This window comes from Paracoccus jiaweipingae (genome assembly GCF_044335505.1).
Classification (GTDB): Bacteria; Pseudomonadota; Alphaproteobacteria; order Rhodobacterales; family Rhodobacteraceae; genus Paracoccus.
Genome location: NZ_JBISBS010000004.1, coordinates 120142 through 139649, shown reverse-complemented (window position 1 = coordinate 139649; position 19508 = coordinate 120142). Strand labels below are relative to the sequence as shown.

At 66.6% G+C, this 19508-nt stretch carries 16 protein-coding genes; 10 read left to right on the top strand and 6 right to left on the bottom strand.

Translation table 11 applies throughout. The features are described 5' to 3' along the window. Positions 1-8: 8 nt before the first annotated feature. The 5 genes from tsaE to trxA are packed head-to-tail and all read left to right on the top strand — an operon-like array spanning position 9 to position 8886. Complete coding sequence (gene tsaE / locus ACFXP9_RS09125; protein WP_397208598.1) at positions 9-1436, top strand: tRNA (adenosine(37)-N6)-threonylcarbamoyltransferase complex ATPase subunit type 1 TsaE; 1428 nt, start codon at positions 9-11, stop codon at positions 1434-1436. Beyond that, positions 1429-2136 (top strand): nucleotidyltransferase family protein, encoded by a 708-nt coding sequence (locus ACFXP9_RS09120; RefSeq protein WP_397208599.1) that lies wholly within the window; start codon positions 1429-1431, stop codon positions 2134-2136. Before tsaE ends, ACFXP9_RS09120 begins: the two co-directional genes overlap by 8 nt. Then, on the top strand, positions 2133-5090 hold the full coding sequence (gene addB, locus ACFXP9_RS09115; RefSeq protein ID WP_397208600.1) for a double-strand break repair protein AddB: 2958 nt from the start codon (positions 2133-2135) through the stop codon (positions 5088-5090). The genes ACFXP9_RS09120 and addB overlap by 4 nt, the downstream gene beginning before the upstream one ends. Then, positions 5083-8481, top strand: coding sequence for a double-strand break repair helicase AddA (addA, locus tag ACFXP9_RS09110; protein ID WP_397208601.1), 3399 nt, complete (start codon positions 5083-5085; stop codon positions 8479-8481). The genes addB and addA overlap by 8 nt, the downstream gene beginning before the upstream one ends. A gap of 60 nt (positions 8482-8541) precedes the next feature. Continuing rightward, entirely contained in the window at positions 8542-8886 is a 345-nt protein-coding gene (gene trxA, locus ACFXP9_RS09105) for a thioredoxin (RefSeq protein WP_397208669.1), read from the top strand. Between the two features lie 20 nt (positions 8887-8906). On the opposite strand, the gene ACFXP9_RS09100 is transcribed toward trxA, so the two are convergent. The 4 genes from ACFXP9_RS09100 to ACFXP9_RS09085 are packed head-to-tail and all read right to left on the bottom strand — an operon-like array spanning position 8907 to position 12992. Beyond that, a complete protein-coding gene (locus tag ACFXP9_RS09100) occupies positions 8907-9797 on the bottom strand; it encodes a hypothetical protein (protein WP_397208602.1) in 891 nt (296 codons plus the stop codon). 31 nt (positions 9798-9828) lie between these two features. Further along, positions 9829-10866 carry an HlyD family secretion protein gene (locus ACFXP9_RS09095; RefSeq protein ID WP_397208603.1) on the bottom strand — a complete coding sequence of 346 codons (1038 nt, stop codon included), beginning with the start codon at positions 10864-10866 and terminating at the stop codon, positions 9829-9831. Positions 10867-10881: 15 nt separating this feature from the next. After that, a complete protein-coding gene (locus ACFXP9_RS09090) occupies positions 10882-12561 on the bottom strand; it encodes an MFS transporter (protein ID WP_397208604.1) in 1680 nt (559 codons plus the stop codon). Then, positions 12558-12992 carry a MarR family winged helix-turn-helix transcriptional regulator gene (locus ACFXP9_RS09085; protein ID WP_397208605.1) on the bottom strand — a complete coding sequence of 145 codons (435 nt, stop codon included), beginning with the start codon at positions 12990-12992 and terminating at the stop codon, positions 12558-12560. Before ACFXP9_RS09085 ends, ACFXP9_RS09090 begins: the two co-directional genes overlap by 4 nt. A 233-nt stretch (positions 12993-13225) precedes the next feature. Here ACFXP9_RS09085 and ACFXP9_RS09080 point away from each other — a divergent pair, with 233 nt between their 5' ends. The 4 genes from ACFXP9_RS09080 (at position 13226) to ACFXP9_RS09065 (ending at position 15955) form a co-directional block, all read left to right on the top strand. Further along, entirely contained in the window at positions 13226-13660 is a 435-nt protein-coding gene (locus ACFXP9_RS09080; protein WP_397208606.1) for a hypothetical protein, read from the top strand. Between the two features lie 100 nt (positions 13661-13760). Beyond that, positions 13761-15152, top strand: a complete 1392-nt coding sequence (gene ahcY / locus ACFXP9_RS09075) for an adenosylhomocysteinase (protein WP_397208607.1) — start codon at positions 13761-13763, stop codon at positions 15150-15152. Then, on the top strand, positions 15149-15541 hold the full coding sequence (locus tag ACFXP9_RS09070; RefSeq protein WP_397208608.1) for a YbaN family protein: 393 nt from the start codon (positions 15149-15151) through the stop codon (positions 15539-15541). Before ahcY ends, ACFXP9_RS09070 begins: the two co-directional genes overlap by 4 nt. Positions 15542-15613: 72 nt before the next feature. Further along, positions 15614-15955, top strand: coding sequence for a DUF2853 family protein (locus ACFXP9_RS09065; protein WP_397208609.1), 342 nt, complete (start codon positions 15614-15616; stop codon positions 15953-15955). Positions 15956-16062: 107 nt separating this feature from the next. Here ACFXP9_RS09065 and ACFXP9_RS09060 read toward each other — a convergent pair whose 3' ends face one another. Together ACFXP9_RS09060 and ACFXP9_RS09055 are read right to left on the bottom strand one after the other, a co-directional pair. After that, positions 16063-17025, bottom strand: a complete 963-nt coding sequence (locus tag ACFXP9_RS09060; RefSeq protein WP_397208610.1) for an omptin family outer membrane protease — start codon at positions 17023-17025, stop codon at positions 16063-16065. Positions 17026-17232: 207 nt separating this feature from the next. Further along, positions 17233-17727: an enoyl-CoA hydratase/isomerase family protein gene (locus ACFXP9_RS09055; protein ID WP_397208611.1), complete on the bottom strand. Its 495-nt coding sequence runs from the start codon at positions 17725-17727 to the stop codon at positions 17233-17235. 83 nt (positions 17728-17810) lie between these two features. On the opposite strand from ACFXP9_RS09055, the gene ACFXP9_RS09050 reads away from it, so the two are divergent. Beyond that, positions 17811-19463 (top strand): DUF2125 domain-containing protein, encoded by a 1653-nt coding sequence (locus tag ACFXP9_RS09050; protein WP_397208612.1) that lies wholly within the window; start codon positions 17811-17813, stop codon positions 19461-19463. Positions 19464-19508 lie beyond the last annotated feature (45 nt).

Genomic DNA, 19508 nt, shown 5'->3' with positions numbered 1-19508 from the left:
ACCGGACCATGACGATCCTTGCGACGATTTCACATGCCGATGCCGGGCTGACGGCGCTGCTGGCGGCGGTTCTGGCCGCCGATCTGCGCCCCGGCGATTGCATCAGGCTTGAGGGCGACCTTGGCGCCGGCAAATCGCATTTTGCCCGCGCCCTGATCCGCGCCCGCCTGCGCGACCCCATGGCCGAGGTGCCCTCGCCCAGCTTTACGCTGGTTCAGGCCTATGACGACCCGGATGGTGTGCCGATCTGGCACGCCGACCTGTATCGCCTGTCCGACCCGGCCGAGCTGGACGAGCTGGGGCTGGACGAGGCCCTGCCACAGGCGATCACGCTGGTCGAATGGCCCGACCGCGCGGACAGCCTGCCCGATGATGCGCTGACCGTCAGCCTGTCGCCGGGCCGCGATCACGACCATCGCCAGATCACCCTCAGCGGTCCGGTTGGGCGCTGGCCCAGCATCGCCCGTGCGGTCGAGGTTGCGGTATTATTGCACCGTAACGGATGGGCGGATGCGCAGGTTTTTCCGCTGGCCGGGGATGCATCGGCCCGGCGGTATTTCCGGCTGTTGGGGCCGGGGGCAGGTGATCGGGCAGTGCTGATGGATGCCGCGCCGGGCAGTTGCGGGCCGTATATGGCGATGACCGACTGGCTGCGCGGGCACGGGTTTGCCGCCCCCCGGCTGCTGGTGCGCGATGCCGCGGCGGGGCTGTTGCTGATGCAGGATTTCGGGGACGATCTGGTGGCGCGGGTCTGTGACCGCCAGCCGCAGATGGCGGGACCGGTGCATGACCGCATCACTGACCTGCTGGTCGACCTGCATCGCCACCCTGCGCCGGGCTTTGTCCCGGTTCTGGACGGCCCGGTGCTGGCCGATCAGGTGGGGCTTTTCGCGCAGTGCTATCTGCCCGCCATCGGCCTGGATGCCGGTCGCGGCCCGGCCATCGCGGCGGCGGTGGCGGATCTGTGGCAACAGCTTTGCGCCGATCAGCCCGCCGTGGTGGCGCTGCGCGATTTTCATGCCGAAAATATCGTCTGGCGTGGGGGCAAGCCCTTGGGGTTGCTTGATTTTCAGGACGCGGTGGCAACGCATCCGGCCTATGACCTTGTGTCGGTCCTGCAAGATGTGCGCCGCGATATCCCCCCCGCGCTGGAGGCGGCGCAGATTGCGCGGTATCTGGCCGCCACCGGGCTGGACGCGGACCGGTTCCGCGCCGCCTATGCCCTGCTGGGGGCACAGCGCAATTTGCGCATCATGGGCATTTTCGCCCGGCTGTGCCGACAGGATGGCAAGCCGCGCTATCTGGCATTCATGCCGCGCACATGGGCGCTGATCCGGCGCGATCTGGCGCATCCGGCGCTGGCGCCGCTGGCGGGTTTGCTGGCCGATCTGCCCGACCCGACGCCGCAGATGATCGAAAGGATCGCCCATGGATAAGCGCTTTCCCCTGATGCTGTTCGCGGCGGGCAAGGGCACGCGGATGGCGCCGCTGACCGATAACTGCCCCAAGCCGCTGATCAGGGTCGCGGGCCGCAGCCTGCTGGACCGGGCGCTGGACATGGCGCAGGCCGCCGGGGCGGGGCCGGTGGTGGTGAACACGCATTATCTGGGTGATCAGGTCGTCGCGCATCTGGCCGCGCGACCGGCGCCGGATGTGATGGTGTCGGATGAATCGGCGGCGCTGCTGGAAACCGGCGGCGGGCTGCGCAAGGCGCTGCCGCTGTTGGGCGCGGGACCGGTGATGACGCTGAACCCGGATGTGGTATGGACCGGACCGAACCCGCTGGTCGCGCTGGCGCGGGTATGGGACGGGGACCGGATGGACGCGCTGCTGGCGCTGGTGCCGCTGGCGCGGGCGCAGGGGCGTCAGGGCGGGGGCGATTTCGCGCTGGACGCGGCGGGGCGGATCGCGCGTCAGGGCGATATGGTCTATGCCGGGTGCCAGATAATCCGCCCCGACCTGCTGGCCGCGATTGACCGCGACTTCTTTTCGCTGAACCTGCTGTGGGACCGCATGATCGCGGATGGCCGGGCCTTTGGGATGGTGCATCCGGGCGGCTGGTGCGACGTGGGCCGCCCCGACTGCATCCCGCTGGCCGAGGCGCTTTTGGCCAGCCCTGACGGGGCCACCGCATGAGCCGGGTCTGGCAGCCCGGTCTGTTCGCCCTGCCGCCGGGTGCCGATTTCGCCAGCGACACCGTGACCGGCCTGTTGCAGCGCTTTCAGGGTCAGCCGCCGCAAGCGCTGGCGCGGGTGACGATCTGGGCCAACTCGGCCCGGACGCGGGCGGGCCTGCAAGAGGCCTTTGACCGGCGCGGCCCGCTGTTGCTGCCGCGTATTTACCTGATCGCGGATCTGGGGGCCGAGGACGCCACCACCCCGCCCGAGGCCAGCCTTGCACGCGAACTGGAACTGGGCTGGCTGATCGAACAATTGTTGCAGCGCCAGCCCGATCTGCGCAGCAGCCAGTCGGTGCCGGGGCTGGCGGCCTCGCTGGCGGCGCTGATGGCCGAGATGCAGTCCGAGGGGGCCGGGCCGGACGCGCTGGACCGCATTGACGCCGGTCAGCACGCGCAGCACTGGCAGCGGATGCTGGGGTTTCTGCGCATTGCCGCCGATTTCTATCTGCAAGGCGATCCGGCCGACCGCGAGGCCCACCAATATGCCGCCGCCGCCCGCCGCGCCGAGGCCTGGGCCGCCGGGCGCGACCTGCCGCAGGGACCGGTTCTGGTCGCAGGCTCGACCGGGTCACATGGGGCGACGCGGCTGTTCATGCAGGCGGTGGCGCGGCTGCAAAATGGCGCGGTGGTGTTGCCGGGCTATGACTTTACCCAGCCGGATGCGGTTTGGGCGGGCTTTGGCATGGCACCTGACGACCACCCGCAGGGCCGGTTCCTGCCGCTGCGCGATGAATTCGGTCCCCCGGCGCCGTGGCTGGACAGCGCCGACGCGCAGGGCGCGCGCAACGCCCTGGTTTCGCTGGCATTACGGCCCGCGCCGGTCACCGATCAGTGGATCGCGGATGGTCCGGCGCTGGGGGCGCTGGCCCCCGCGACGCAGGGCCTGACCCTGATCGAGGCTGACCAGCCCGCGACCGAGGCCGATGCCGTGGCGCTGGTGATCCGCGAGGCGGTGGAACGCGGCCAGCCGGTGGCGCTGTTTTCACCTGATCAGCCGCTGGTGCGGCGCATTACGGTGGCGCTGGATCGCTGGCATTTGCTGCCTGACGACCCGCGCGGGCTGGCGCTGCATCTGACGGCCTCGGGGTTGTTTCTGCGCCATGTGGCGGCGCTGTTCGGGCAGGATCTGACGCTGGACGGGTTGCTGACGCTGTTGAAACAGCCGATCTGTGCCACCGGTGCCGGGCGCGCGGCGCGGGGCGAGCATTTGCGCCAGACCCGCGATCTGGAACTGCATCTGCGCCGCCATGGACCGGCTTTTCCCGATGGCGGGGCGCTGCGCGACTGGGGCGCGCGGGGGGATGCGGCGCGTCAGGGCTGGACCGGCTGGCTGGCGCTGTGGCTGGACCAGATCGCGCCGCTGGCCACCGACCGCGCCGCCGCGCCGCTGCCGCAGCGGCTGGACCGGCTGGTGGCGCTGGCCGAGGGGCTGGCCGCCGGGCCGGGCGGCGATGCGGCGCAATCGGAATTGTGGCGCGGCGCGGCAGGCGGGCTGGCGCGGGCGGTGATGGACCTGATTTCGGCCCATGCGGGCAAGGCGCATCCCATGCCGCCGCGCGACATGGCGGCGCTGATCAGCCAGCAATTGTCGGGCCAGTTCGTGCGTCTGGACGCGCAGCCGCACCCGCTGATCCGGTTTTTCGGTGCCCGCGACGCCCGGACCGAGGCCGTCAGCGCCGATGAACCGCTGGTCATTCTGGCCGGTCTGAACGAAGGCAGCTGGCCGCAAATGCCCGCGCCGGACCCGTGGCTGTCGCGGCAGATGCGTTTGCAGGCCGGGCTGACGGTGCCGGAACGCCAGATCGGTCTGGCCGCGCATGATTTCCAGCAAGCCATTGCCGCGCCGCAGGTGGTGCTGACCCGTGCGCGGCGCGATGCGGATGCTGAAACCATTCCGTCGCGCTGGCTGAACCGGCTGATGAACCTGCTGGGGGGGCTGCCCGATCAGGGCGGGCCGCAGGCGCTGGCCGATATGCGGGCGCGGGGGCGGCGCTGGCTGGATCTGGCGGCGGCGATGAATGCGCCTTCGGAACCGGTTGCACCGGCGCGGCGGCCCTCGCCCATTCCGCCGGGGCCGGCGCTGAAACAGCTGTCGGTGACGCAGGTGCGCACGCTGATCCGTGACCCTTATGCGATTTACGCGCGCCATATTCTGGGGCTGAAACCGCTGGACCCGCTGCGGCCTGAACCCGGCGCGGCGATGCGCGGGCAGGTGCTGCACAGCATTGTCGAGGCGTTTCTGACCCCGCCCCCCGATGCCGACACGCCCCCCGACGAACTGCGCGCGCGGCTGATGGCGGCGACTGATCAGGTGCTGGCGGCGGATGTGCCCTGGCCCTCGGCCCGGATTTTCTGGCGCGCGCGGATCGAGGCGATTGCCGACCGGCTGGTCGCGGATGAGCTGGCGCGCGCCGCGCTTGGCCGACCGGTCGTGGTCGAGGATTACGCGGGCCTGCCGGTCGCGGGCATGGATTTCCGCCTGATCGCCCGGCCTGACCGGATCGACGCGCTGAAGGACGGCACTGCGCATATCTATGACTACAAATCCGGCAAGCCGCCGTCGGATGCGCAGATGAAGGCGTTTGACAAGCAATTGCCGCTTGAGGCCGCGATGGCGGTGCGTGGGGCATTTGACCGGCTGGGACCGGTGCCGGTCAGCGGCGTCAGCTATATCCAGCTTGGCGGCGAAGGCGCGACCGAGGCCCGCGACCTGCCGCCCGAGGCCATTGACGAGACATGGGACCGGTTCGTCGACCTGATCCGGCGTTATCAGGCCGGGGGCAAGGGCTTTACCGCCCGCCGCGCGGTAGAACAGGTGTCCGACAGTGGCGATTATGACCACCTGTCGCGCTTTGGCGAATGGTCGATGGCCGATGATCCGGTGCCGGAAAAGGTGGGTGGCGATGACTGATCGGGCGATGGACGATGCCAGCAAGCGGCAGGTCGAGGCCGCCGATCCGGCGCGCTCGACCTGGCTGACGGCGAATGCCGGGTCGGGCAAGACGCGGGTGCTGACCGACCGGGTGGCGCGGCTGTTGCTGGCCGGCTGCGCGCCCGAACGCATTCTGTGCCTGACCTATACCAAGGCCGCCGCGACCGAGATGCAGAACCGTCTGCTGTCCCGGCTGGGGAAATGGGCGATGCTGGGGGATGCCGCCTTGCGGGCCGAGCTGGCGCAGCTTGGCGAAACCGGCACCCCCGATCTGGCCGCCGCGCGCCGCCTGTTCGCGCAGGCGATTGAAACGCCCGGCGGGCTGAAGGTGCAGACCATCCACAGCTTTTGCGCCGCCCTGCTGCGCCGCTTTCCGCTGGAGGCCGGTGTGCCGCATGGCTTTAGCGAACTGGACAGCCGCAGCGCCGATCTGATCCGGGCCGAAATCGTCGAGGAAATGGCCCGCGACGGGGTGCCCGAGCTGCGCGATCTGGTGACGCTGGTCAGCGACGACCAGCTGGCCGGGTTTCTGGCAAGTGTCACCGCCGGGGGCTTTGACCGCGCGGTCAGCCCGGATGCGTTGCTGGCGGCGCTTGGTCTGCCTGCCGGTTTCGACACCGACACCCTGTTGGCACAGGTGTTTCTGGGGGCCGAAGCCGGGCTGATGGCGGCGCTGATCCCGGCCTTGCAGGCCAAGGGCGGCAATGATGGCAAGGCGGCGGTCAAACTGGCCGCGCTGGACTGGACCGCGCCGGGGCCAGAGGCGCTGGCGGTTCTGGAAAACGTGCTGCTGTTTGGCCCGGTCAAGGACAAGGAAACCGGCGGGCTGGCCGCCCATGCCTTTACCGCCAAGATCGGCAGTTTCCCGACCAGGCCGACGCAGGCCGCGCTTGGCGAGATGCTGGCGCCGCTGAACGACCTGATGCGCCGGGTCGAGGCCGCCCGCCCCGCCCGCCTGTCGCTGATCGCGGCACAGCGCAGTGCCGCGCTGCACCGGTTTGGCCATGCTTTCATGCGCCAGTATAATGCGCGCAAGCGTGACCATGGCTGGCTGGATTTCGATGACCTGATCACCTGCACCGCGCGCTTGCTGGCGGTGTCCGATCTGGCGCAATGGGTGCTGTGGCGGCTGGATGGCGGCATCGACCACATTCTGGTGGACGAGGCACAGGATACCAGCCCCGCGCAATGGCAGGTGATCCGCCGCCTGACCGCCGAATTCACCAGCGGTCAGGGCGCCGTGGACCGCGACCGCACGCTGTTCGTGGTGGGCGACCCGAAACAGTCGATCTATTCCTTCCAAGGCGCCGATATCCGGGTGTTCAACGAAAAGCGCGATGAATTCGACGCTGATTTCGCCGCCATCCAGCGCCCCATGCAGCAGACGGATCTGAAGCACAGCTTCCGGTCCTCGCCCGCGGTGTTGGCGCTGGTGGATGCGGTGTTTCAGGACGCGGCGGCCGAGGGGCTGGGGGACCGTTCGGAACACAAAGCCTTTCGCGCCGCCCTGCCGGGCCGGGTCGACCTGTGGCCCCCCTTGCCCAGGCCCGACAAGCCCGAGGCGGGCGCATGGTTCGATGCCGTCGACCTGCCCGCCCCGGATTCCGAGGTCGTGCAACTGGCCAACGCCGTTGCCGCGCAGATCCGCGATATGATCGGCACGCCGCTGCATGATGCCAAGACCGGCGTCGTGCGGCCACTGGATGCCGGGGATGTGCTGGTGCTGGTTCAGCGCCGCTCGGCCCTGTTTGCCGAGGTGATCCGCGCCTGCAAGTCGGCGGGCCTGCCGGTGGCGGGGGCGGACCGGCTGAAGCTGGCGGCGGAACTGGCGGTGCGCGATATCCGGGCGCTGCTGGCCTTTCTGGCCACGCCCGAGGATGATTTGTCGCTGGCCGCTGTCCTGCGATCGCCCTTGTTCGGACTGTCCGAGGATGACCTGTTCCGGCTGGCCACAGGACGTCGCAAAGGCCAGTATCTGTGGGAACGTCTGCGCGACAGCGCCGCGCATCAGGACAGCCGGGCGGTGCTGTCGGATATGCTGGATAATGCGGGTTATCTGCGCCCCTATGAACTGATCAGCCGGCTGCTGGTCCGGCATCGCGGGCGTGACCGGCTGTTATCGCGTCTTGGCCCCGAGGCCGAGGACGGGCTGGACGAATTGCTGTCGCAGGCGCTGGGTTACGAGCGGGTCGAAGTGCCTTCGCTGACCGGGTTTCTGGTCTGGCTGACGGGCGATGATGTCGAGGTCAAGCGCCAGCCCGGCAGCAGCGGCGGCATGGTGCGGGTGATGACGGTGCATGGGTCCAAAGGGCTGGAAAGCCCGGTGGTGATCTTGCCCGACACCGGCAAGCGCCGCGCCGCGCAAGAGGCCGCGCTGTTGGCGCAGGATGACGGCCCGGTGCTGTGGCGGGGCCGCAAGGACGAGCGTCCGCCACAGGTGGCCGGCGCCGCCGAGACCCAGCGCCAGCGGCACGAGGAAGAGCGCCGCCGCCTGTTATATGTGGCGCTGACGCGGGCGGAAAGCTGGCTGATCGTGGCGGCGGCGGGCGATCTTGGCACCGGGCCGGACAGCTGGCACGCGATGGTTGCCGCCGGGATGGACCGCGCCGCCCTGCCCGAGGCGCGTCTGCCCTGCCCGTGGGGGGGGCAGATCCGTCGTCTGTCGCATGGGGACTGGCCCGAACTGGCGCCGGCGCAGGGGCAGGTCGCGCCGGGGCTGGCGGATCTGCCGGACTGGGTGCGCAAGCTGCCGCCGGGCATGGCGCGCAGGCCGCGTCCGGTGGCGGCGACTGCGCTTGGCGGTGCCAAGGCGCTGGCCGGATCGGCACCCGACCCCGATGCGATGCTGCGCGGCACGCGGCTGCATCTGTTGCTGGAACTGCTGCCCGGCAAGCCGCGCCCCGACTGGCCGGGTCTTGCGCAGGCGGCGCTGGCCGGGGCCGAGGGCGGGCTGCCCGATATCGCCACCCAGACCGCCCTGCTGGACGAGGTATCGGCGCTGCTGGATGCACGTCAGGTGGCCACGGCGCTGGCGCTGCCCGATGATGCGGATGTGCTGACCGAGGTGGCACTGACCGCGCCCCTGCCGGGGGGCGGGGTGCTGAACGGTGTCGTTGACCGGCTGTTGGTATGGCCGGACCGGGTGGTGGTGATGGATTACAAATCCAACGCGCAGGTGCCCGACAGCCCCGATGCCGTCCCCGAGGGGATCTTGCGGCAGATGGCGGCCTATCGTCTGGCGGCACAGCAGATCTGGCCGGGGCGGGCGGTTTCCGGCCAGATCCTGTGGACAGCGGCGCGGCAGGTGATGGACCTGCCTGATGCGCTGTTGGACCGGGTCAGCGACAATCTGGCCGGGTTGCGGGCTTGACCCGTTGCGGAAGCGTTCCTAGCTGTTAGACCTGATGCGCCGGGAGCAGCGCCCGGCGTGATTTCACCTGCCAAGGAGGCCACGATGCCCACCAAAGCCGTCTCTGACGCCGATTTCGACGCCGAAGTGCGTCAGTCCGACACCCCCGTTCTGGTCGATTTCTGGGCCGAATGGTGCGGTCCGTGCAAACAGATCGGCCCCGCGCTTGAGGAACTGGCCGAGGAATATGCCGGCAAGCTGAAGGTCGTGAAGGTCAATGTGGACGAAAACCCCGAAAGCCCCGCCGCCATGGGTGTGCGCGGGATTCCGGCGCTGTTCATGTTCAAGGGTGGTCAGGTCGTGTCCAACAAGATCGGCGCCGCGCCCAAGGCCGCGCTGAAGACCTGGATCGACGAAAGCATCTGAGATCTGGCACGGGGCGGCGGTCAGATCGGCCAGCCGCCCCGGCGCATTGCCGCGCGAATGCGGTCCTGCGCATCCGGCGCCATGGCGTCGATCGACTGATCGCGCAGGAACCATGCCAGATAGCGCGCGAAATCTGGCCGGTGACCGGCTGCGGCGGCCAGCGCATCCCGCGCGCCCATTTCCGCGACATTCAGCGCGATGTGGTGAAAATCCACCTGCGCGAATAAAACAGCGGGTTTTTCCAGCAGATAGCCATCAAAGGCCACGGCGCTGTTTTGCGTCACCACAAAGCGACAATCCCGCAACAGGCGCGTGCTGTCGCCGCCGATGGTCAGGTTCGGATGTGCCGCTGCGATCCGGTCCAGCGCGGCGCGGTCGGCTGGGGTGTAAACCTCGCGCGGGTGCAGGGTGACGACGGCGGGCAGGCCGCTGCGGGCCACCGTTTCCACCATTTGCAGCGGCGACATGGTCTGGAACGACCGCGTCTGGCCGACCCGGCCTTGCAGGGCGATCAGCACCGGCCCGTCATGGCGCGGCGGCGGCCCCGGCAGCACGCGCTGGCGCAGGCGCGCGGCAAAATCGCGGGCGGGCTGTGCGGCGATGCTGTCGGGCTGAAACCGTGCCAGCGCGACCGGCCAGCGCCAGCGCTTTTCCTCGGTCTCGATATGCCAGAACGGGTAATGATAGGCGCGGCGGAACAGCAGGCTGCGCCCGTCGCCCGGATGTTTCATGTGAAACATTCCAAAGCCGTCCTGCGGGGCGCGGGCATCCTGTGGTGCCCATTCCACCCGCCAGCCCGCGCCTTGCGCCGCCTGCTGAACCTGGGTCAGAAAATTGAACCGCCCCGCCCGAGCCGAGGCCAGCATCGGCGGATCAAGGCAGATGCGCAGCATGGGCGGCGCGGCCGTCATCGCAGCTGTTCCCCGAAACGCCGCATTTCCGTCACCCTGCTTCTGTATCAACCCAGACCACGACCGACAGGCCGGGCGCCAGATAATCGGCCATATCCTGCCCCGGATCAATCGAGATCCGCACCGGCAGGCGCTGTGCCACCTTGGTGAAATTGCCGGTGGCGTTATTGCCCGACAGCAGGCTGAATTCCGACCCGGTCGCGGGGGAAAAGGCCTGAACGCGACCGGTAAAAGCCTGTCCCTGCAAGGCGTCTACGGTGAAATGCACCGGCTGGTCAGGGCGCATCCCGTGCAGGCCGGTTTCCTTGAAATTGGCCTCCACCCACAGGTCGCGCCCGACATGAGAGACCAGCGCACTGCCCGGTGTCACATATTGCCCGACCCGCGCCGAAACCTGCCCCAGACGACCATCGGCGGGGGCGCGGATCAGGGTGTTGTCAAGGTCGATCTGGGCCAGTGCCACGGCGGCCTTGGCGCTGTCGATCGCGGCCTGACGGGCATCCTGCCCGACCTTTGCGCCATTCACATCCTCGCGCGCGACGGCAATGGCGCTTTCGGCCTGCTGGACCGCGGCCTCGGCCTGACGCAGCGCGGTCAGCGACTGGTCCGCGTTCGAGCTGGAGGTCACGCCACGGCTTTGCAACTGCCGGGTCCGGTCCCAGCCCGATTGCGCCGTGTCCAGCGCCGCCTGCGCCGCCGCCAATGCCGCCCGACGCGAGGCCAGCGCCGCCTGTGCGGAATGGATGCTTTGCGCGCCAATGGCCAGCGCGGCCTGCGCCGAGGCCAGCCCCGCCTGCGCCTGCGCCAGCCGCTGCCGGTATTGGCGGTCGTCAATGCGCGCGATCACCTGACCCTTGGTCACGGGCTGGAAATCGGCCACCTCCACCGCCGACAGATAGCCCGATAATTGCGGCGCAATGGTGGTGACCTGCCCACGGATATAGGCGTTTTCAGTCTGCGGATGTGCCGGGGCAAAGGGCGGCAGGTGCCAGGCGAACAGCACGATCAGCACCCCCAGCACCCCGATCAGGGCAGCAATGACAGTCGGCAGCAGGATCGAAGGTTTCATGGGTCTTATCCTTGGTCAGCGGGGGGCGGCGGCTTGCGGTGGGGTCTGCGCGGCGGCGGTGTGGTGGGGCTGGGGCGGGCCGATGCGGAACACCGCCTGTGCCAGCCAGTCGCGCAGCAGGTGCAGCAACAGCGCGGCCAGCGCCGCCACCGCCACCAGAAATGTCAGGAAATAGGCGTCGTTATAGGCCAGCACCCAGGCCTGCTGCGCAACCTGCCGCCCGATGGCGGTGACGGCCCCTGCCTGACGCAGTGCGGGGTCGCTGATCTGGGGCGACAGGGTCGCGGCCACCTGCCCGATCAGCGCGCCGCTGCGGGCGGCCCCGGCATCCAGCTGTTCGGCCAGCACCCGCATGTGAAAGGCCTGACGATAGTTGATGATGCTGGTAAACAGCCCCGATCCCAGAATGCCCCCCAGACTTTGGGTCGAGATGAAAATAATCACGAAAGACAGGATATAGGCCGGTCCCCGCGCCAGCGCCGATAACAGCCCCGCCATCATCGCGGGCGGCATGAACAGCATCCCCGCACAGCCGATCATGGCCTGCGAGATGATGAATTGCTGTGGCCGCGTGTCGACGGTCGATTGCGAATCCATCCACGCGCCAGCGGCGATCAGCACCAGCGCGGCAAGGTGGAACCAGACCTCGCGCCGGGGGGCGATCCAGGCGATGCAGGCCAGCCCGCCCATCACCGTGGCCACGCTGATCACCGTGAACAGCGGCACCATCTGGCCCGGTCCCACCCCCAGCACCATGAACATGCGCGGCGCCCCGGCGCTTTGTTCCGACAGGATCAGCCGGAACAGGAACAGCGCCCCGGTCAGGTGCAGCATGGCCGGGCTGACCAGCCAGCGGATGTCCATCAGCGGCACCTTGCGGTTCAGTTCGATCATCGCCGCCAGCGCCAGCGCGGCAATGCCGCCCGCCAGCCAGATCGCCACCCATGCGGTATCGGTCCACCAGTGGATCGGCCCCTGAATCGCCGCCACCGTCAGCCCCGCGAACCCGGCCGAGATCAGCCCGAAGCTGACAAGATCCAGCGGCGCGATCACCTTGGCGTGCGGCACCGGTCGCAGCGGCAGCACATAGATCAGCCCCAGCATCACCAGCGCCAGACCCAGCATCAGCAGGTGCAGCCCCCCGGTCCCGGCATCCTGCATCAGGGCAGGAGAGATGACCCGCGCCAGCGGTGTGCCCAACAGCATGAAGGTCATCACCGCCGGCAGGCCGAAACGCAGTTTCCAGACCTCGGGCAGGTTATCCAGCATATACAGGAAGGCCAGCGTCGACAGCGGTGCCGCGGCCAGCCCGCTGAGGAACTGCACCACAATGGCCGAGCGCAGATCGCTGATCCAGATCGACGCGAAGGATGCCAGCACAAAGGCGATGATCCCCACTTCGGCAAAGCGGCGCAGGCCGTATTGGGTGCGCAGCTTCATCAGGATGATGGGCAGCGCCGAACGCGGCACCATATAGGCGGCCATCATCCAGCTGGCCTCGGTCGTGGTGATGCCCAGATCCCCCGCCATCTGCGACAGATTGGCCGAGATGAACCCCTGCCCCAGACCCTGCGCCAGCGCGATCAGCGACGCGGCCAGCACATAGGGCCAGGCGCCTTTCAGCGTCAGTTCGGGCGACACGGGCGCGGGCGCCGGGGCCGGCGCGGCGGCATTCGGGTCGGCGGTTGCGGTCATGCGTTGTCCTGCACACCGGCATTTGCCTCGACCTGCGCCAGAACCCGCAGGGTGGTGGCGATATCCTGTTCCGGGATGCCCGCCAGCAGGGTTTCGGGCCGCAAATGCGCCAGAATTTCGGCATCGCGGCCCTTGTCGGTCAGGAACAGAGCATGTTTACGGCCATCATTGGGCAGCTTGCAGCGGGTGATAAAGCCGTCGGCCTCAAGCGCGTCCAGCTGGCGCTTCAGCGTCGGCGCCTCGATCCCCAGCATCAGGGCGACCTCGGCCTGGGTGGCACCTTCGTTGCGGGTGATTACCCCCAGCGCCCGCCCCCGCGCATAGCTGAGGCCGATGTCGCGCGCCCGCGAATCCAGCCGCTGACGCAGCAGACGCACGGTGCGGAACATGGCGATGATGACAGAACGGGGTGCGGGGTCTGGCTGGGTCATAATGGTTAGTATGCTAATGAACAGATTAGCAGGCTAATCATTTTCGTGCCGCCCTGTCAATCGCCGGTGCAGGCGCATATGACCGGTGGTCGGTGCTTGACTTGTTATTGATATATCAGTGTTTTCTGTGCTGCAACGTGCCGAATTGACGCATCCTCACGCAAAGGTGAGGAACCGCCGCCCCGCTGGTCGTGTTGACCCGGCAACACAGGAACAACCCGAAAGCGAAGATCATGTTTTCGCCCTTTGCGACCCGACTGACCCTGACCGCCGCCGCCGCGATGCTGGCGCTGATGCCGACCGCCGGCCTTGCCAAGCTGGAAAGCCGCGCCGACACCCAGCGCGAGCCACGGGCATGGACCGCCATCGCCGGCGCCGACACCGCGTCGGTGATGGAGGCGGCACGCAGCCAGACCGCGAATGGCGCCGAAACCCCTTATTGCGACGCGACCGGCACCGTTCAGACCACGCTGGACCACGACTTTGGCGAGGCTTTCGTCAGCAAGGGCCGCGATGGCACCGAATTGTGGGGGTCCAACCTGATGGGGACATGGACGCTGGTGATGGATCGCGGCGATCAGACATCCTGCGTGGTGGCCTCGGGGGTGGGGTTCAATGAAAAGACCAGCCCGCAGCGCTATTTCGCGCTGGCCGGATTGGTTGACTGAGGCTTTACCCCGTTTTCCGCTTTGCGTTGTTCAGGGGGGCGACCGGTGCTAAAACCTGCCGGAATGCCACGGGCAAATTATGCAAAGGACGGGACCGGCCATGACCGATCACATTATCCGCGACATCGCGCTGGCCGGGTTTGGCCGCAAGGAACTGGACATCGCCGAGACCGAGATGCCGGGCCTGATGGCCCTGCGCGACGAATATGGCGCGGCCAAGCCGCTGAAAGGCGCGCGCATCGCCGGCAGCCTGCACATGACGGTGCAGACCGCGGTGCTGATCGAAACGCTGGTGGCATTGGGGGCCGATGTGCGTTGGGCCTCGTGCAACATCTATTCCACGCAGGACCACGCCGCCGCCGCGATTGCACAGGCCGGCATCCCGGTTTTCGCCATCAAGGGTGAAACGCTGACCGAATACTGGTCCTATACCGATAAGATCTTTCAGTTCGCGGACGGCACGGCGAATATGATTCTGGACGATGGCGGCGATGCCACCATGTATGTCCTGCTGGGCGCGCGGGTCGAGGCCGGGGAAACCGACTTGATCGAAACCCCCACCAGCGAAGAGGAAGAGGCCCTGTTCGCCCAGATCAAGAAGCGTCTGGCCGAAAGCCCCGGCTGGTTCACCCAGCAGCGCGCGGCGATCAGGGGCGTGTCTGAGGAAACGACCACCGGTGTGCACCGTCTGTATGACCTGCACAAAAAGGGCCTGCTGCCCTTCCCGGCGATCAACGTGAATGACAGCGTCACCAAGTCGAAATTCGACAATAAATATGGCTGCAAGGAATCGCTTGTTGATGGCATCCGCCGTGCCACGGACGTGATGCTGGCGGGCAAGGTTGCTGTGGTTTGCGGCTATGGCGATGTCGGCAAGGGCAGCGCCGCGTCGCTGCGCGGCGCCGGTGCGCGCGTCAAGGTGACCGAGGCTGACCCGATCTGCGCCCTGCAAGCCGCGATGGACGGGTTCGAGGTTGTGTTGCTTGAGGATGTGGCCGACAGCGCCGACATCTTTATCACCACCACGGGCAACAAGGATGTGATCCGGCTTGAACACATGCGGGCCATGAAGGACATGGCCATTGTCGGCAATATCGGCCATTTCGATAACGAAATTCAGGTTGCCGCGCTGAAGAACCACAAATGGACCAATATCAAGGATCAGGTCGACATGATCGAGATGCCCTCGGGGGCGCGGATCATTCTGCTGTCGCAGGGGCGGCTGCTGAACCTGGGCAACGCCACCGGCCACCCCAGCTTCGTGATGTCGGCCAGCTTTACCAATCAGGTGCTGGCCCAGATCGAGCTGTGGACAAAAGGCGACGACTATCAGCCCGGCGTTTACATCCTGCCCAAGGCGCTGGACGAAAAGGTTGCGCGCCTGCATCTGGACAAGATCGGGGTCAGGCTGACGAAACTGTCGCCGGAACAGGCGGCCTATATCGGGGTGTCGCCGGACGGGCCGTTCAAGCCGGAACATTACCGCTATTGATCCGGGTTCTGTGGGCGATTGGCGGCTGGACCTCGCTGGCGCTTGGCGTCATCGGGGTCTTTCTGCCGATCATGCCCACGGTGCCGTTCCTGTTGCTGGCCAGCATCTGCTTTGCCCGCGTGTCGCCGCGCCTGCACCGCTGGCTGCGCCAGCATCCCGAATTCGGCCAGCCCATCCGCGACTGGGAGGAATACGGCGCCATCCCCCGCCGCGCCAAGGTCATTGCCATCACCTTCATGACCGGGTCTTTCGGTCTGGGGATCTGGCTGTTGCCCAGGGCGGCGCTGATCGGGCAAGGGGTGGTTTTGCTGCTGGTGGCGATCTTTATCGCCACCCGCCCTGCCCCGCCGCGCCATGATGACACGGCGCAGGGGCATGAAAATCCTTGATTTCCGGCAGGGGCTGCGCCAGCCTTCCAAGGGTGAACAGCGGCCCGTCCGCGACCCGGAAAGGATGCGTGCATGAGCAAACGTGACGATCTGATTCAGAAATACGCCACCGACATGAAGGACAAGCTGGGGATGACCCCGGATATGGACCTGCTGACCAAGGTGGTCATCGGCTGCGGTCCCTCGATCTACAGCGCTGACGCGGAAACCGTATCCGCCAGCGACCCTGACGAGGTGGCGCGCGTCAAGGCCAACTTCCTGATCAAAAAGCTGGGGCTGACGGATGGTCCCGATCTGGACAGCGGCATTGATGCGGTGATGGAAAAATATGGCCGCTCCAACCGCAACAAATATCGGGCGGTGGTATATTACCTTCTGGCCGAGCATTTCGGCAAACAGTCGGTTTACGGCTGATCCGTTTCATGGCTGACCGGTCCTGACCAACCGCAGGTTGGACCGGTCGCGGGCCATGGGCGTGGCAAGGCCGCCCCATCGGGGACGGCCTTTGGGGTTGTCAGGCCTCAGAACCGGGTCTGGACCGCCAGACCGACGGTCATCGTGCGCAGATCAGCCGCCGCGCCGTCCTTGGCGATGCCGTCGGATGCGCCGGTGCTGATCTTGGTGGCGGCGATGTCGCCGTTGCGACGCAGATATTTCTGATACTGGGCCGAGGCAACAAGGCTGGTGCGTTCGCTGAATGCATATTCCGCACGCCCGCCGATCACGACGAATGCCGCGCGTTCAAAGCTTTCCTTGAAGCGCAGATCGCGCTGCCAGTGGTGGTCGACATCCTTGCTGTGCAGGGTGACGCCAAGCCGGGCCAGCCCGGACAGCGTCCAGTTATCGACTTTTGTGGTCAGTTCGTTGCCGATGAACACGCCGCTATAGCTTTGCTTATAGGAAATCGCCCGTTCCCCGGCAGGCAGGGTGCCGGTGTCCTTGCGGAACCCCTTTTCGCTGTAGATATAGCTGCCGCCACGGCTATTCCAGCCGGCATTGGTATATTGCACACCGCCGTGAATATTGCTGACGGTCTGGCTGCCGATGCGGTAATTGCGACCGATCGCCAGGTCGATATTGACATAGCTGTCCAGCGGGCTGTTGGGATGGACCGAACGGTGGGTCCAGTCATTGTCGCCCTTGCCCGTGGCAAAGGGTTCCAGCCAGTCGAAATCCTTCATCTTGCCATTGTTGCCGGCCTTGATCGCGGCGTTCCCGGCCAGCGTCCAGCCGGCCCCCAGATCGGCCTTGATGCCAAAGGTCACCACCGGCACCTTTGATTCCCAGACCAGCTGGCTGAGGCGGCTGCCATCGTCGTCCCAGACCAGTTCATTGGCCTTGATCGCGCTGTAGCCAAGCCCGGCAGACACGCGGACATTGTCCAGACCGAAAAAGCGGGCATCGCCGGCCATGGCGGCAGGTGCGGTGGCGGCGGTGGCCAGCAGGGCGGCGGAAAAGACGCCGGCCTTCATGGATGATTTCATTATCGGGGCTCCATTTCTTGACGATAAAATCAGGCCGCTGCGTGTGAAAATCCGTCACGAACGGCAGAAGCGCGGTCATAGCGCCGCCGCCGCGCCTGTGAAGGCCACGCCAGAACACGTTTCCTCAGATTTTCGAGAGCGCGGCCCCCGCGCCCAGAACCCTTGGGAAAACCCCGGCGGAAAACCCCGGCGCGCGGGGCCGGACCGTCAGATCATCGCCTTGATGCCGCCCACATGCGCCGGGTCGGCGGCCTGTGCATCGGCGGCCAGCTGATATGCCGCGTCCAGCAGGGTTTTGGGTGGCAGGATGCGGTCGATCAGGCCCCATGACAGGGCCTCGTCCGCGTCGATCTTCTGGCCCGCCATCAGGATCATCGCCGCCCGCGCCGGTCCGACCAGCGCCCGCAGCCGGGGCGGGTCGGCGGGCTGGGGCAGGTAACCCAGACGCATCACCGGGTAAAAGAACCGTGCCGATGGCACCGCCAGCCGGATATCGCAGGCCAGCGCCATGCCAAAGGCGCCGCCCGCCAGCGTGCCGTTCAGCGCCGCGATGGTCAGCACCAGCGCCCGGTCGCCGCGTGCCCGCGCCTGTGCGACCGCGTCGATCAGTGCTTGCAACATTTCCGGCGTCAATGCGTTTGCCTTGTCGGGGCGGTTCAGCGTGATGGTGCCGATGCCGTTTCGATGGTCCGTTGTGATCACGAGATCGCTCCTTGGAAGCTGCGGTGGTCTGTGAAAAGATGCCCGCGACATTATACGGCTTTTCGTTCCAAGAAAGGTGCCCCATGACGAAAGCACTTACCCGTTCTTCGATTATCGCCCTGCTGGCGGCAAGCCCCGCACTGGCCGATGTAACCCCCGCGCAGGTCTGGCAGGATCAGGTCGATTACCTGAAGGCCAGCGGCTATCAGATCACCGAAGGCGACCGCGACGAGGCGGGCGACACCCTGACCCTGACCGATGTCGTCGCCAGCATGACCGAGGCCGATTCGACCGTGTCCATCACCATGCCCAAGGTGGTGCTGCAACAGACCGGCGGCGATGTGCGGATGGTTTACGGTGACTGGACCGGCATTGCCAACCTGACCGACAACGATGACGAGAAGGTCGAACTGCGCCTGTCCGGCGACACCGGCGCGATCGAGACCACCGTATCCGGCAGCCCCGACGACATGACCTATGCGTCCAGGGGCCCGCAGGCGACGGTCCGTCTGGACAGCGTCATTGCCGATGGCAAGACCATTTCAAACCCCGCCGTCCTGACGCTGAATGACATCGAGGGCAGCTATCGTTCCAAGAAGGGCGATATGCATGATCTGGACTATGACGCGACCGTCAAGACCGGCAAGCTGGAGGTGAACGTCCCCGATATCGAGGATAAGGGCGCGCTGGCGGCGACCTTTAACCTGACCGATCTGACGGTGAAAGGTCAGCAGGCGATGCCGATGGGCATGGTCGATTTTTCCAAAGACATGGCCGGGGCGCTGAACAAGGGCCTGATGGTTGATGCCAGGATGGGCTTTGGCGCCTATGACGGCAGCTTCGATTTTGCCGGTAAGGATGAGGATGGCAAGGCGCAGGCGGGCAAAGGCACCGTCAAGGGCGAGGGTGGCGAACTGGCGCTGACCCTGTCCAGGGATGGCATTGGCTACAGCGGCAATGGCGGCAAGCAAGAGGTCGAGATGACCATCAGCGACATGCCGGCGCCGGTGAAATACGCCCTTGATGACAGTGCTTTCGACATTCAGTTCCCGATCAGCGCGTCGGATGCGGAACAGCCCTACAAGATTGCCTATTCGATCGGGGGGCTGACCCTTGGCGACGAATTGTGGTCGCTGTTCGACCCGGAAAAGAAACTGCCGCGTGACCCGGCGTCCATTGATCTGGATGTGACCGGGACGGCCAGAATCCTGCGCGATCTGTTCGATCCGAAACTGGCCGAAGACATGGACGCAAAGGCCGACGAGGCCAGCGACCACGCCAGCGAAGACGCCGCCAAAGACGCCACTGGGGAAACCCATGACCACGACGCCCATGACGACATGGCCGAAGGGGCGACCGAAGGCATGGATGACGCCGATGACATGGCCGATTACCAGCCCGAACCCGCCCCGTTCGAGGTCGGCAAGGTCACCATCAACACCTTCGACATTCAGGCGGTTGGTGCCCATGTTCAGGCCTCGGGCGAGCTGACGGCACCCGAGGGCGGCACCATTGACCAGCCGGTCGGCAAGATCAGCGCCACCTATGAAGGCGTCAACGGCCTGCTGGATTCGCTGGTTGCGATGGGCTTGTTCAGCCAGGAGGACGCGATGGGCTATCGCATGATGATGGGTGCCTTTGCCAAACCGGTTGAAGGGTCGGATGACAAGATGACCACCGATCTGGAATTCAAGGAAGGCAATCAGGTCTTTGCCAACGGTCAGCGCATCCAGTAAGGTTCGCGCATCTCCCGGCGGGGCAATCCCGCCGGGAATATCCAG

Excerpts from the sequence above, each read along its gene's own strand:
- tsaE (WP_397208598.1), top strand. The coding sequence starts at position 9 with ATGACGATCCTTGCGACGATTTCACATGCCGATGCCGGGCTGACGGCG.
- ACFXP9_RS09120 (WP_397208599.1), top strand. The coding sequence starts at position 1,429 with ATGGATAAGCGCTTTCCCCTGATGCTGTTCGCGGCGGGCAAGGGCACG.
- addB (WP_397208600.1), top strand. The coding sequence starts at position 2,133 with ATGAGCCGGGTCTGGCAGCCCGGTCTGTTCGCCCTGCCGCCGGGTGCC.
- addA (WP_397208601.1), top strand. The coding sequence starts at position 5,083 with ATGACTGATCGGGCGATGGACGATGCCAGCAAGCGGCAGGTCGAGGCC.
- ACFXP9_RS09100 (WP_397208602.1), bottom strand. The coding sequence starts at position 9,797 with ATGACGGCCGCGCCGCCCATGCTGCGCATCTGCCTTGATCCGCCGATG.
- ACFXP9_RS09095 (WP_397208603.1), bottom strand. The coding sequence starts at position 10,866 with ATGAAACCTTCGATCCTGCTGCCGACTGTCATTGCTGCCCTGATCGGG.
- ACFXP9_RS09090 (WP_397208604.1), bottom strand. The coding sequence starts at position 12,561 with ATGACCGCAACCGCCGACCCGAATGCCGCCGCGCCGGCCCCGGCGCCC.
- ACFXP9_RS09085 (WP_397208605.1), bottom strand. The coding sequence starts at position 12,992 with ATGACCCAGCCAGACCCCGCACCCCGTTCTGTCATCATCGCCATGTTC.
- ACFXP9_RS09080 (WP_397208606.1), top strand. The coding sequence starts at position 13,226 with ATGTTTTCGCCCTTTGCGACCCGACTGACCCTGACCGCCGCCGCCGCG.
- ahcY (WP_397208607.1), top strand. The coding sequence starts at position 13,761 with ATGACCGATCACATTATCCGCGACATCGCGCTGGCCGGGTTTGGCCGC.
- ACFXP9_RS09065 (WP_397208609.1), top strand. The coding sequence starts at position 15,614 with ATGAGCAAACGTGACGATCTGATTCAGAAATACGCCACCGACATGAAG.
- ACFXP9_RS09060 (WP_397208610.1), bottom strand. The coding sequence starts at position 17,025 with ATGAAATCATCCATGAAGGCCGGCGTCTTTTCCGCCGCCCTGCTGGCC.
- ACFXP9_RS09050 (WP_397208612.1), top strand. The coding sequence starts at position 17,811 with ATGACGAAAGCACTTACCCGTTCTTCGATTATCGCCCTGCTGGCGGCA.